This is a genomic window from Pyxidicoccus sp. MSG2 (assembly GCF_026626705.1).
In the GTDB taxonomy this organism is placed as follows: Bacteria; Myxococcota; Myxococcia; order Myxococcales; family Myxococcaceae; genus Myxococcus.
On record NZ_JAPNKC010000001.1, the window covers coordinates 12067430 to 12082425 of the forward strand.

At 72.0% G+C, this 14996-nt stretch carries 1 protein-coding gene (cut by a window edge); it reads left to right on the forward strand.

The features are described 5' to 3' along the window. On the forward strand, positions 1 to 14996 hold the 5' end (the start) of the coding sequence (locus tag OV427_RS46120; protein ID WP_267862613.1) for a non-ribosomal peptide synthase/polyketide synthase. It continues 28180 nt past the right edge of the window; the window shows 14996 of its 43176 coding nt (coding positions 1-14996); it begins with the start codon at positions 1 to 3; its stop codon lies off the right edge, out of view.

Sequence of the window (14996 nt, forward strand, 5' to 3'; positions counted from 1 at the left end):
ATGCCCTCGCACCCCCCCCGAACCCTCAACGACGTCCTGTTTCATCGCGCTTCGGAGACGAAGGCCCACGAGCGCCAGTACACGTTTCTCGGCGACTCCGACGGTGAAGAAGTCTCGCTGAGCGCACTCGAGTTGCACGAGCGCGCGCGTCGCATCGCCGCCGTGTTGCAGGCGCGCGGGGCCGTGGGGCAGCGTGTATTGCTTTTGTATCCGCCGGGGCTCGACTACGTCGCGGGCTTCTTCGGATGTCTCTATGCCGGCGCGGTGGCGGTGCCTGCGTATCCGCCGGACCCGGTGCGGCTGGAGCGTACGCTTCCCCGGCTGCGCGCCATCATCCAGGACGCGGAGGCCACGGTGGTGCTCACCACCTCCGGCATCCTCGCGCTCGCGGACTTCGTCTTCGAGCAGGCGCCTGACTTCCGCGCGCTGCAGTGGCTGGCCACGGATGAATTGCCCGTGGGCGGAGAGGCCACGTATCGCGAGGCGGACGTGGGCCCGGACTCGCTGGCGTTCCTCCAGTACACGTCCGGCTCCACGGGCACGCCGAAGGGCGTGATGCTGTCTCACGCCAACCTGCTGCACAACCTGGGGCTCATCGCCAACGCCTTCCAGGTGCGCGAGAACAGCACGGGCGTCATCTGGCTGCCGCCGTACCACGACATGGGCCTCATCGGCGGCATCCTCCAGCCGCTGTATGCGGGCTTCCCCGTCGCGCTCATGTCGCCCATGTCCTTCCTCCAGCGCCCCATGCGCTGGCTGGAGGCCGTGTCCCGCTTCAAGGGCAGCATCAGCGGTGGGCCGAACTTCGCCTTCGAGCTGTGCGCGCGACGCGCGACGCCGGAGGAAGTCCAGGCGTTGGACTTGAGCTCGTGGGAGGTGGCGTTCTGCGGCGCCGAGCCCATCCGTGCCGCGACGTTGGAGCGCTTCGCCGAGGTGTTCGCCCCCAGCGGCTTCCGCCGCGAGGCCTTCTACCCGTGCTACGGCCTGGCCGAGGGCACCCTCATCGTCACCGGTGAGGAGAAGGGCCGCGTCCCGCGCGTGCACCCGCTGGAGGACGCCGCGCTCACGCGGGGCCGGGCCGTGCGCGCGGAAGCCGGAGCGGCGGGGACACGGGCGCATGTCGGCTGTGGCCTGACGCTGGCCGAGCAGCGCCTGCTGGTGGTGGACCCCGAGTCTCGCGTGCCGTGTTCCCCGGGCACCGTGGGGGAGATCTGGGTGTCCGGTGGAAGCGTCGCGCGGGGCTACTGGCGCAAGCCGGAGCTGAGCGTGGAGACGTTCCAGGCCGTCCCCGTGGGCGCGGAGGACGGGCCGAAGTACCTGCGCACGGGCGACCTGGGGCTGCTGCTGGAGGACGGCCAGCTCATCGTCACGGGCCGGCGCAAGGACCTCATCATCCTGCGCGGACGGAACCTGTACCCGCAGGACGTGGAGGCCGTGGTGGAGCGCGCGCACAAGCGCGTGCGGCCGGGCGGCGTGGCGGCCTTCTCCATGGAGACGCCCGCGGGCGAGGCGCTCGCGGTGGTGGCGGAGGTGGGCCGGGAGCTGGCCGAGGCCGCGGACCCGTCCGTGCTGGAGGCAGTCGCGGACACGGTGCGGCAGGCGATTGCGCGCGAGCTGGAGGTGCAGCCGCACACGATTGCGCTGCTGCCTCCGGGCGCCGTGCCCAAGACCTCGAGCGGGAAGATCCAGCGCTTCGCCAGCCGCGCGGCGCTCGTGTCGGGTGAGCTGTCCGTACTGTGGCGGACCGATGCGACGGTGTCACAGCCCGCCGCTGCTTCGTCCGAGACGCAGGCGGCTTCCGCGAATGCACGTGGGGACGATGCTTCCTCCACGCAGGCCGCGCCGGCAATCGTGGAGCTCGAAGCGGCGCTGCGCGAGGAGCTCGTCGCGGTGCTCGGACCGGACGCTGCGCGGCACGACGCAGACGCGCCGCTCACGCGGCTCGGCATGGACTCGCTCGCCGCCGCGGACCTCCAGGGGCGCATCGAGAAGCGGCTGGGCCTGCGTGTCTCCGCCGCCGCCCTGCTCCAGGACCTGAGCCTGAGAGGACTCGCGGCGTCGCTCTCGCGCGGTGCCGGTGCTCCGTTGTTGCCGCCCCTCCGCCGTCGCCAGGACGGAACCGGCGCCATCCCCGCGTCGTTCGCCCAGCAGCGGCTGTGGTTCATCCAGCAGCTCGAGCCGGGCTCCACCGCGTACCACATCCCCCTGGCCCTCTCGCTGCGCGGCCCGCTGGACGTCACCGCGCTGGAGCGGGCACTGACGGAACTGGTGCGGCGTCACGAGGTGCTACGCACCACCTTCAGCTCCCATAACGGAGAGCTGGTTCAGCACGTCCACCCGCCGGCCCCCATGCCGCTGCCCCAGGTGGACGTGACGGACCAGCCTCCCGAGGCACGCCAGTTCGTGCTCGACAAGCAGGGCGGCCTCGACGGGCGGCAGTCGATGGACATGTCCACCGGCCCGCTGTGGCGCTGCTCGCTGCTGCGCTTCGCGCCGGAGGACCACGTCCTCATCGTCTCTGTCCACCACCTCATCGCGGATGGCTGGTCCGTGGGCCTGCTGGTGCGCGAATTGGCCGCCCTGCACGCCGCCTTCGCCGAAGGCCGCCCCTCTCCCCTGCCCGAGCCCGAGCTCCAGTACGCGGACTTCTCCGCGTGGCAGCGCGCCCACCTCACCCCGAAGGCCCTGGGCAGCGAGCTGACGTGGTGGCGCCAGGCCCTCGCGGACGCGCCGTCGCTGCTGGCGCTTCCCACCGACAGGCCCCGGCCTCCTCGGCTGTCCTTCCACGGTGCCCGTCGCTCCCGCCTGCTGCCCGCGTCGCTGATGACGAAGCTGCACGCGCTGGGCCGGCGCGAGGGCGCCACGCCGTTCATGTGCGTGGTGTCCGCGCTGTCCACCGTGCTGCACCGCTGGAGCGGCCAGTCCGACTTCGTGCTCGGCTCGGCCATCTCCGGCCGTGACGTCCCGGGCATCCGCTCGCTGGTGGGTGACTGCACCAACTTCGTCCCGCTGCGCGTGCGCCTGCCGTACGAGGCCACGGTGACGGGCCTGCTCGCGGCGGTGAAGGCGAGCACGCTGGGGGCGCTGACGCACGGCCACTGCCCGTTCGACCACGTGCTCGCGGCGGTGCAGCCCGGCTCGCAGCGGCGCGAGCTGTACAACATCGCCTTCGTCCTCGACGACTACGACATCCCGCACGACCTGCCCGCGGGCAACGGGCTGACGGTGGACGTGTCGCTGCTGGACAACCGCACCACCGAGCTGGACCTGACCTTCGAGGCCGCGCACGGGCCGAACGGCCTGCTCATCGGCTGCAAGTACGCCACGGACCTCTTCGACGCGGAGACCATCGACCGGCTGCTGGGCCACCTGGAGGTGGTCATCGGCGGCATGGTGGAGGCCCCGTCCCAGCGCCTCACCGAGCTGCCCCTGATGCCGGAGGCCGAGCGCCAGCAAGTGCTGCACGCGTGGAACCCGCGCGTGGACGCGCCTCGCGACGGCACCCTGGTGGAGCGCTTCGAGGCGCAGGTGGACCGCACGCCGGACGCCATCGCCGTCACCTTCGAGGCGAAGCACCTCACGTACCGGGAGCTGGACGCGCGCGCCAACAAGCTGGCCCATGTCCTGCTCCGCCACGGCGTGGGCCCGGACGTGCTCGTGGGCGTGTGCCTGGAGCGTGGCCTGGACCTCGTCGTCACGCTGCTGGGCATCCTCAAGGCCGGCGGCGCGTACCTGCCCATCGACCCGTCGTACCCGCGCGAGCAGCTCGCCTTCATGTTGGAGGACGCCCAGGCCCCCGTCCTGGTGACGCAGTCCTCGCTGGAGGACCGCGTGCCCGCGTCCGGTGACGCCGCCGTGGTGCGCATCGAGGCGGTGTTCGAGACCGGCACCAGCGCCCCCCGTCCGCCCCGGTGCAACGCGCCGACGGACCTGGCCTACGTCATCTACACCTCGGGCTCCACCGGCCGCCCCAAGGGCTGCATGGTGCAGCACGACAACGTGGTGCGCCTCTTCACGGCCACGGACCATTGGTTCTCGTTCGGCCCGCAGGATGTGTGGACGCTGTTCCACTCGTACGCGTTCGACTTCTCCGTCTGGGAGTTGTGGGGCGCGCTGCTCCACGGCGGCCGGCTGGTGGTGGTGCCCTACTGGGTGAGCCGCTCGCCCGAGGCCTTCCACAAGCTGCTGGCCGACGAGGCCGTCACCGTCCTCAACCAGACGCCCACCGCCTTCCGCCAGCTCATCCACGCCGAAGAGCAGGTCGCGGCGATGGGCGAGGTGCCGGCCCTGGCCCTGCGCTACGTCATCTTCGGCGGCGAGGCGCTGGACCTGGCCGCGCTGCGCCCGTGGTTCGAGCGGCATGGCGACGAGCGTCCGACGCTCGTCAACATGTACGGCATCACCGAAACGACGGTGCACGTAACATACCGACCGGTGCGGATGGCGGACCTGGACCGCCCGTGGTCCAGCGTCATCGGCTGCCCCATCCCGGACCTGCAGATCTATCTGCTGGACTCGTCCGGCCAGCCGGTGCCGGTGGGTGTGCCCGGAGAGATTCACGTCGGCGGGTACGGTGTGGCGCGAGGCTACCTGCACCGCTCCGAGCTGACCGCCGCGCGCTTCGTGGACGACCGCTTCGGGCCGGTGCCCGGACGCAAGCTGTACCGCGCGGGAGACCTGGCGCGGCGCCTGCCGTCGGGTGACCTGGAGTACCTGGGCCGCATCGACAACCAGGTGAAGATCCGCGGCTTCCGCATCGAGCTGGGGGAAATCGAATCCACGCTCAACACCTGGCCGTCCTTGCGCGACGCGGTGGTGATGGCGCGCGAGGACTCGCCCGGCGACAAGCGGCTGGCGGCGTACCTGGTGCTCGGGGACCTGAAGGACGCGGGCCCGGTGGACCAGACGTCGCAGTGGAAGGCCGTCTACGACGAGACGTACACGGAGGGCTCGCGCAGCGAGGACCCGACGTTCGACATCTCTGGATGGAACGACAGCTACACGGGGGACGCGCTGCCGGCCGCGCAGATGCGTGAGTGGGTGGACACCACCGTGCGGCAGATTCTCGCGCTGAAGCCCCGGCGCATCCTGGAGCTGGGCTGCGGCACCGGCCTGCTCCTGTACCGGCTGGCCCCGCGCTGCGAGGCGTACTGGGGCATCGACTTCGCGAAGCCGGCGCTGGACCGCATCGAGCGCCAGCGTGAGCGCCTGGGCGAGTCGCTCGCCTCTGTGAAGCTGCTGCACCGCTCGGTGGACGACCTCACCGGAATCGAGCCGGGCTCGTTCGACACCGTCATCTGCAACTCGGTGCTCCAGTACTTCCCCAGCGGGGACTACCTGCTCCAGGTGATTCGCGGCGCCGTGAAGGCGGTGCGCCCTGGCGGCCGCATCTTCCTGGGCGACGTGCGCAACCTGGCGCTGCTGAACGCCTTCCGCGCGTCCATCCGCCTGCACCGCGCGCCGTCGAACCTGTCCTCCGCGCAGCTCCTGTACCGCGTGCAGCGCGACGTGCTGGCCGAGGAGGAGCTGGTCGTCTCCCCCTCGTTCTTCACCGCGCTCGTGCAGCAGGTTCCGGGCATCTCCCGCGTGGAGGTGCTGCCCAAGCACGCCCGCTATGACAACGAGCTGAGCCGCTTCCGCTACGAGGTCATCCTCCACGTGGGCGGCGCCACGAGCGCGTCCGTCCAGCCCGAGTGGGTGGACGGCAGCGGCTTCACCCTGGAGGCGCTGCGCGAGCGGCTGGAGTCGAAGCCCGCGATGCTCGCCGTGCGGCGGCTGCCGAACGCGCGCATCCTGGATGATGCGCGCCTCGTCGACCTGCTGACGGGCTCCGGCCGGCCGCCCACCGTGGCCGCGCTGCGTGAAGTGCTCCGCGACTGGCCGGGTCCGCGCGGCGTGGAGCCGGAGGACCTGTACGCGCTCGGAGGGGCGCTCGGGTACGAGGTGCGGGTGAGCTGGGCGTCCGCATACGCCGACGGCTCGGTGGACGTGGTGTTCGCGCGTCCGGGTGAAGGCGCGGCAGTGGATCTGATGCCGGAGGCTCGAGAGCCGGCCGTGGCGCTGGAGCGGCTGGCGAACGACCCGCTGCGCGGGGCCCGGAGCGCCCGCGAGGTCGCGCGCATCCGGCAGGCACTGGTGGAGAAGTTGCCGCCGCACATGGTGCCCTCCGCGTTCGTCGTGCTGCCGTCCCTGCCGCTGACTCCCAGCGGCAAGGTGAATCGGGGCGCACTGCCCGCGCCCGAGGCGGACCGGCTCGTCATCGAGGACGAGTACGTCGCCCCGCGGACGCCCGCCGAGGAGGCCGTGGCCCGCATCTTCACCGAGGTGCTCGGCCAGACGCGCGTGGGCGCGAATGACGACTTCTTCGCCCTCGGTGGGCACTCGCTGCTGGCCACCCAGGTGGTGACGCGGCTGCGCGCGCAGCTCGGGGTGGAGCTGTCCCTGCGTGCCGTTTTCGAGGCGCCCTCCGTGGCCCGCCTCGCCGAGCGCGTCCAGGCGATGCAAGGCTCGTCGGCCCGCGTCTCCGCCGAGGCCCCGCCCCTGGAGCGGCTGCCGCGCGCGTCCGCTTCCGAGGACACGCTGGCGGTGTCGTTCGCGCAGCAGCGGCTGTGGTTCCTGGAGCAGCTCCAGCCGGGACAGGCCGCGTACAACATCCCCGTGGCCCTGAGGTTGTCGGGCGCGCTGAGGGTGGACGTGCTGCGTCGCACCTTCGCGGAGGTGGTCCGCCGTCACGAGGCGCTGCGCACCACTTTCGTCTCCCGCGACGGCCAGCCCATGCAGCACCTCCATGCGGCTCCGGCCGAGTGGACCCTACCCGTGGAGGACCTGAGCGCGCTGGAGCCCTCCGTGCGCGAGGCCGCCGTGCAGCGGCGCATGCGCGAGGAGGCGCACCGCGCCTTCGACCTGGAGCACGGCCCGCTGCTGCGCACGGTGCTGCTGCGCTCGGGGGCGGACGAGCACGTGCTGGTCCTGAACATGCACCACATCGTCTCGGACGGCTGGTCCATGGGCGTGCTGGTGCGCGAGGTGGCCGCCCTGTACGAGGCGCTGGCGCAGGGCCGCGAGACAGTGTTGCCCGCGCTGCCGGTGCAGTACGCGGACTACGCGGCCTGGCAGCGGCGGGTGCTGGAGGGTGAGGCGCTCGCGACGCAGTTGGAGTGGTGGCGCGCGCGCGTGCGGAACGTACCGGCGCTGGAGCTGCCGACCGACTCCGTGCGCCCGGCCGTGCGCTCCCTGCGCGGTGCGACGCACTTCTTCACGGTGCCTCCGGCGCTGGTGGCCTCGCTCGACAAGGTGGGACAGGGCCACGGTGCCACGCTGTTCATGGTGCTGATGGCCGGGTGGCAGACGCTGCTGGCGCGCTACTCGGGACAGACGGACTTCTGCGTGGGCACGCCCGTGGCGCACCGCACGCGGCCGGAGCTGGAAGGGCTCATCGGCTTCTTCGTCAACACACTGGCGCTGCGCTGCAACCTCGCCGGGGACCCGGCCTTCACGGGGCTGCTGGCCCGCGTGCGCGAGGAGTCCCTGGGCGCCTTCGCCCACCAGGACGTGCCCTTCGACCGCCTCGTGGAGGCGCTGGGCGGTGAGCGGGACCTGTCCCGCACGGCGCTCTTCCAATCCCTCTTCGTGCTCCAGAACGCGCCCATCCAGCCGCCGTCGCTGCCGGGCATGCGGGTGGAGCTGCTGCCGAGCGCCACGGAGACGTCCAAGTTCGACGTGACGCTGTCGCTCATGGAGCGCGATGGGGCCCTGGAGGGCCAGCTCGAATACAGCCTGGACCTCTTCACGCCGGACACCGCGCGGCGCATGGCGGAGCACTTCCAGCGCCTGCTGCGGGGCATCGCCGAGGACGCGCAGCGGCGGCTCAGCGAGCTGCCGCTGATGGGCGAGGCCGAGCGCCAGCAGGTCCTCGTCACCTGGAACGACACGCGCACGGACTTCCCGTCCGACGCCACCGTGCACCAGCGCTTCACCGAGCAGGCCCGGCGCACTCCAGACGCCGTGGCCGTATGCTTCGGGGACAGCACCCTCACCTACGCCGAGCTGGACTCACGCTCGAACCAGCTCGCGCGATATCTGATGTCGCTGGGCCTGGGGACGGAGCCGCGCATCGGCGTGTGCGCCACCCGGAGCCTCGAGCTGGTGGTGGGGCTGCTGGGCATCCTGAAGGCGGGCGGCTGCTACGTGCCGCTCGACCCTTCGTTGCCAGCGAAGCGCCTCGCGTTCATGTTCGAGGACGCGGGCCTCTCCGCGGTCCTCACGCAGCAGGCGCTGGTGCCCGTGCTGCCCGAGCGCTCCTCGCGGCCCGTGGTGTGCCTGGACTCCGAGTGGATGCTCGTGGCGCATCTGCCCGCGCATGACGTGGCGCCGTTGGCCCTCACGGACAGCCTCGCGTACGTCACGTACACCTCCGGCTCGACGGGTCTGCCCAAGGGCGTCGCGATTCCGCACCGGGGCGTGCTGCGCCTGCTGTTCGGCGCGGACTTCGCTCGGTTCGGACCGGAGGAGGTCATCCTCCAGTTCTCGCCGCTGACCTTCGACCCGTCCACGATGGAGATCTGGGGCGCGTTGCTGCACGGCGGGCGGCTGGTCCTCGCTCCGCCCTCCACGCCCGACGTGACGGAATTGGCGCGGCTCATCACCCTGCATGGGGTGACGGCCCTCCTCACCTCGACGGCCCTCTTCGACCTGATGCAGCAGCACCAGCCGCAAGCGTTGGCCCGGGTGAAGCAGCTCGTCGCCGGTGGCGACGTGATGCCCGTGCCCCGCGCTCGGGCGCGACTGGCTGCGGGAGGCACGCTCGTCAACGCCTACGGCCCCACGGAGAGCACCACCATCACCACGGCCCACCGGCTGTCTCCCGGCGATGCCGTGGGTGATGCCGTCTCCATCGGCGGGCCCATCGCGAACACGCAGGTCTACGTGCTCGACGAGGCGCTGCGCCCCGTGCCCGTGGGCGTCCCCGGCGAGCTGTTCATCAGCGGCGACGGCCTGGCTCGCGGCTACCTGGGCCGCCCCGCGCTCACCGCCGAGCGCTTCCTACCCCACCCGTTCTGCTCCATCCCGGGCTCGCGGCTGTACCGCTCGGGAGACCGCGTGCGCTGGCTTCAGGACGGCACGTTGGAGTTCCTCGGCCGCATCGACTCGCAGGTGAAGGTTCGCGGCTACCGCATCGAGCTGGGCGAAATCGAAGCCGCCCTGCGCGCGCATACCAACATCAGCGAGGTCGCGGTCGTGGTCCGCGAGGACGTGCCTGGCGACAAGCGCCTGGTGGCCTACGTCGTGCCTGCGGACGCGGACCTCGCGAGCCTGCGCGAATTCCTCCGCGCGCGCCTGCCCGAGTACATGGTGCCGTCGGCCTTCGTGCCGCTCGCGGCCCTGCCCCTGTCGTCCCACGGCAAGGTGGACCGCAAGGCCCTCCCCGCGCCGGCCGCTTCGGGTGCTTCTCCTTCGGCGGACTTCACCGAGCCCCAATCGCCTCGGGAGCAGCAGCTCGCCGCGCTGTTCCGCGAAGTGCTCGGCCAGACGCGCGTGGGCCTGCACGACGACTTCTTCCTCCTCGGTGGGCACTCGCTGCTGGCCACCCAGGTGGTGACACGGCTGCGCGCGCAGCTCGGCGTGGAGTTGCCCCTCCGTGCGTTCTTCGAGGCTCCCACCGTGGCCCGCCTCGCGGCGCGCATCGACGCGGCGAAGCCCGGGGCCGCGCTGCCGCCCCTGGAACGGGTGTCCCGCTCGGCCGGTGATTCGCTGGAGGTCTCATACGCGCAGCAGCGGCTCTGGTTCATGGAGCAGCTCCAGCCGGGACAGGCCGCCTTCCACATGCCGGCCGCGCTCAGCCTGCGCGGGGCCCTGAGGGTGGACGTGCTGCGTCGCACCTTCGCGGAGGTGGTCCGCCGTCACGAGGCGCTGCGCACCACCTTCGCCACGCGTGACGGCCGGCCCGTGCAGGTCGTCCATGCGGCTTCTGCCGAGTGGACCCTGCCCGTGGAGGACCTGAGCGCGCTGGATCCCTCCGCGCGCGAGGCCGCCGTGCAGCAGCGCATGAGCGAGGAGGCGCACCGCGCCTTCGACCTGGAGCACGGCTCGCTGCTGCACACGGTGTTGCTGCGCTCCGGCGCGGACGATCACGTGCTGGTGCTGTGCATGCACCACCTCGTGTCGGACGGCTGGTCCATGGGCGTGCTGGTGCGCGAGGTGGCGGCGCTGTACGGCGCGCTGGCGCAGGACCGCGAGGCGGTGCTGCCCCCGCTGCCGGTGCAGTACGCGGACTACGCGGCGTGGGAGCGGCGCTCGCTGGAGGGTGACGCGCTGGCGCCGCAACTGGAGTGGTGGCGTGCCCACCTCCAGGACGCTCCGATGCTGGAGCTGCCCACGGACCACGCGCGGCCCGCGTCGCGGAGCCTGCGCGGCGGCACGCACTTCTTCAGCCTCCCGGCGGGACTGATTGCCGGACTGGAGAACGTGGGCCGGACGCAGAACGCCACGCTGTTCATGGTGTTGATGGCCGGGTGGCAGGCGCTGCTGGCGCGCTACTCGGGACAGCGGGACTTCTGCGTCGGCACCTCGGTGGGCCACCGCGAGCGGCCCGAGCTGGAAGACCTCATCGGCTTCTTCGTCAACCCGGTGGCGCTGCGCTGCAAGCTCGACGGGGACCCGACCTTCGCCAGCCTCGTCGGCCGCGTCCGCGAGGAGTCCCTGGGCGCCTTCGCCCACCAGGACGTGCCCTTCGACCGCCTCGTGGAATCGCTGGGCGGGGAGCGGGACCTGTCCCGCACGCCGCTCTTCCAGACGCTCTTCGTCCTCCTCAACACGCCGCTGGAGGCGCCCTCGCTGCCGGGCCTCGACGTGCGCGTCCTTCCGCTCGCCACGGAGACGTCCCGGTATGACCTGACGCTCGCGATGACGGAGCGCGGGGGCGTGCTGGAAGGCCAGCTCGAGTACAGCCTGGACCTCTTCACGCCGGACACCGCCCGGCGCATGGTGGAGCACCTCCGCGTGCTCCTGGAGGCCGTGGCCCAGGGCGCCGCCGAGCAGCGTCTCAGCGAGCTGCCGCTCATGGACGAGCGTGAGCGACACCAGGTCCTCGTGGCCTGGAACGACACCCGCGCCGAGTACCCGGCGGATGCCACGGTTCACTCCCTCTTCACCGAGCAGGCCCGGCGCACTCCCGAGGCCGTGGCCGTCGAGCATGAGGGCCGCACCCTCTCCTACGCCGAGCTGGACGCGCGCTCGAACCAGCTCGCGCACCACCTCCGCTCGCTCGGCATCGGCGCCGAGTCTCGCGTGGGCGTCTGCCTGCACCGGAGCCTGGAGCTGGTGGTGGGCGTGCTGGGCATCCTCAAGGTCGGCGGCGCCTACGTGCCGCTCGACCCGTCGTACCCGGCGCAGCGCCTGTCGTTCATGTTCGAGGACTCGGGCGTCGCCGCGGTGCTCACCCAGCAGTCGCTGGAGGACGAGCTGCCCGCGGGCTCGCAGCCCCTCGTGTGCCTGGACTCGGAGTGGGAGCGGATTGCCCGCCAGCCCACGCACCCGGTGGACATCACCGTGGGCCCGGAGCACCTCGCGTACGTCACGTACACCTCCGGCTCGACGGGCACGCCCAAGGGCGTCGCCATTCCGCACCGGGGTGTGGTGCGCCTGCTCATCGGCTCGCGCTTCGTGAACCTGGGGCCCGACGAAGTCGTACTCCAGCTCGCGCCGCTGGCCTTCGACGCGTCCACCCTGGAGCTGTGGGGCGCGCTGCTGCATGGCGCGCGGCTGGTGCTCTACCCGCAGGGGACTCCGGACCTGGCGGAGCTGGGACAGGCGCTCGTGCGCCATGGGGTCTCGGTGCTGTGGCTGACCGCGGCCCTGTTCGACCAGATGCAGCAGCACCAGCCGGAGGCACTGGGCCGCGTGCCGCAGCTCCTCGCAGGGGGCGACGTGCTGCCGGTGCCGCGCGTGCGCGAGCGGCTGGCGCGGGGACAGTCCATCATCAACGGCTACGGCCCCACCGAGGGCACCACCTTCACCGCGACGCATCGACTGTCGCCCGGTGATGCCGTGGGTGACTCCGTCTCCATCGGCCGGCCCATCGCCAACACGCGGGCGTACGTCCTGGACGAGGCACTGCGCCCCGCGCCCGTGGGCGTGCCGGGGGAGCTGTTCATCGGCGGCGACGGCCTGGCCCGGGGCTACCTGGGCCACTCCGCGCTCACCGCCGAGCGCTTCGTGCCGAATCCGTTCTCGACGACTCCGGGCGCGCGGCTGTACCGCTCCGGAGACCGGGTGCGGTGGCTCGCGGATGGGACGCTCCAGTTCCTGGGCCGCGTGGACTTCCAGGTGAAGGTGCGTGGCTTCCGCATCGAGCTGGGTGAGGTCGAGGCCGCGCTGCGTCTGCACTCCGCCGTGGCCGAGGCCACCGCCGTGGTGCGTGAGGACGTGCCCGGTGACAAGCGGCTCGTCGCGTACGTGACGCCCGCGGACGTGGACACCGGCGCGCTGCGCGAGCACCTGCGCCGGTACCTGCCGGAGTACATGGTGCCCTCCGCGTTCGTCGCGCTGGCGTCGCTCCCCCTGTCGCCCAACGGCAAGGTGGACCGCCGCGCGCTCCCCGCGCCGGACCTGTCGCCCGTGGACTCCGAGTCCACGGACATGAGCTCCCTGCCCCTCCTCCAGCAGCAGCTCGCGGCCCTGTACCGCGAGGTGCTCCGCGTGGAGCGCGTGGGCCCGCACGACGACTTCTTCGAGCTGGGCGGCCACTCGCTGCTGGCAACGCAGTTGGTGACGCGGGTCCGCGCGCAGTTCGGCGTGGAATTGCCCCTGCGCACCCTGTTCGAGGCGCCCACGCTCGCGCAGCTCGCGGAGCGCATCGAGGCGCTCCTCCTGCAAGCGTCCCGCGCGGAGATGCCGCCGCTGCTGCCGGTGCCGCGCGACGGCGCACTGCCGCTCTCCTTCGCACAGCAGCGCCTGTGGTTCCTGGAGCAGCTCCAGCCGGGACAGGCCGTCTACAACGTCCCGGTCGCCCTGCGGCTGACCGGCGCGCTGGACGTGGAGGTGCTGCGAGGCACCTTCGCGGAAGTCGTCCGCCGTCACGAGGTGCTTCGCACCACGTTCGCCACGCGTGACGACCAGCCCGTGCAGGTCATCAATCCCGCGCCCGCGCGGTGGGCCCTGCCGGTGGAGGACCTGAGCGCCCTGGACGCGTCCACGCGCGACGCCGCCCTGCGCAAGCGCATGGCCGAAGAGGCCCACCACCCGTTCGACCTCACCACCGGCCCGCTGCTGCGCACGGTGCTGGTGCGCACGGGTGACGCGGAGCACGTGCTCCTGCTGTGCATGCACCACATCGTCTCGGACGGCTGGTCCATGGGCGTGCTGGTGCGCGAAGTCGCCGCCGTCTACGCGGCCCTTCAGGAGGGCCAGCCCTCTCCGCTGTCCGCGCTGCCGGTGCAGTACGCGGACTTCGCCACGTGGCAGCGGCGCTGGGTTCAGTCCGAGGGCATCCAGGCCCAGCTCGACGCCCTCAAGTCGCGCCTCCAGGGCGTCCCCTCCCTGGAGCTGCCCGCCGACTCAGGCCGGCCGGTGACGCGCACGCTGCGCGGCGCCAGCCACTTCTTCACGCTGCCGGAGGAGCTCATCCACGCGCTGGAGAAGGTGGCCCGTGAGCAGGGCGCCACCCTCTTCATGGTGATGCTGGCCGCCTACGAGACGCTGCTGTCTCGCTACTCCAGCCAGGAGGACTTCGCCGTGGGCAGCCCCATCGCCCACCGCACCCGGTCCGAGCTGGAGCCGCTCATCGGCTTCTTCGTCAACACCATGGTGCTGCGCACGCGCCTGGACGGCGACCCGACCTTCGCGGAGCTGGTGGATCGCGTCCGCGAGTCCGCGCTGGCCGCGTACGTCCACCAGGACGTGCCCTTCGACCGGCTGGTGGAGGCGCTCGGGGGTGAGCGCACCGAAGGCCGCGCGCCGCTCTTCAACGTGATGTTCGCCCTGCAGAACGCGCCCATGCAGACGCCGTCGCTGCCGGGCGTGCAGGTGGACCTCATGCGGAGCGTCACGGACACCGCGCGCTTCGACCTGAGCCTCTCGCTCATGGAGCGCGGCGGGGCCCTGGAAGGCGCGCTCGAGTACAGCCTGGACCTCTTCTCCCCGGCCACCGCCGAGCGGCTGGCCCGGCACTTCCGCGTCCTGCTGGAGGCCGTGGTCCGCGACGCGAAGGTCCGCGTCAGCCGCCTGCCGCTGATGGACGAGGCCGAGCGCCACCAGGTGCTGGTCGCGTGGAACACGACGCCGCCCGCGGCCTTCGGGCCGGAGTCCATCCCGTCCCTCTTCGAGTCCCACGCCCGGCGCGCGCCCGGCGCGGTGGCCGTGGAGCACGAAGGCCGCACCCTCACGTACGGCGAGCTGGACGCACGCGCGAATCAGCTCGCGCGGCACCTGCTGTCCCTGGGGCTGACGCCCGAGGCGCGCGTGGCCCTGTGCATGGAGCGCGGGCCCGAGCTGCTCGTGGGCATGCTGGGCATCCTCAAGGCCGGCGGCTGCTACGTGCCGTTGGACCCCGCGTATCCCCGCCAGCGCCTGGCCTTCATGCTCCAGGACTCGGGCGCCGCCGCCGTGGTGGCGCAGCAGTCGGCACTGGCGTCGCTGCCCGAGCACGGGCGGCCCACGGTGTGCCTGGACTCGGAGTGGCCGGTCATCTCCCGCCAACCGTCGAATGCGCTGTCCGGCGTGTCCGTCCTGCCGGGACAGCTCGCGTACGTCCTCTACACCTCGGGCTCCACCGGCACGCCGAAGGGCGCGGGTGTGGAGCAGGCCTCTGTCGTCAACCTCGTCCGGGACACGAACTACATCCGCCTGACGCCGGAGGACTGCATCGCCCAGGTGGCCACGCCGTCGTTCGACGCGTCGACCTTCGAGCTCTGGGGCGCGCTGCTCAACGGGGCGAGACTGTCCATCATCCCGCGCGACGTCACGCTGTCCCCGCCCCAGTTCGCGAAGAAGCTTCGCGA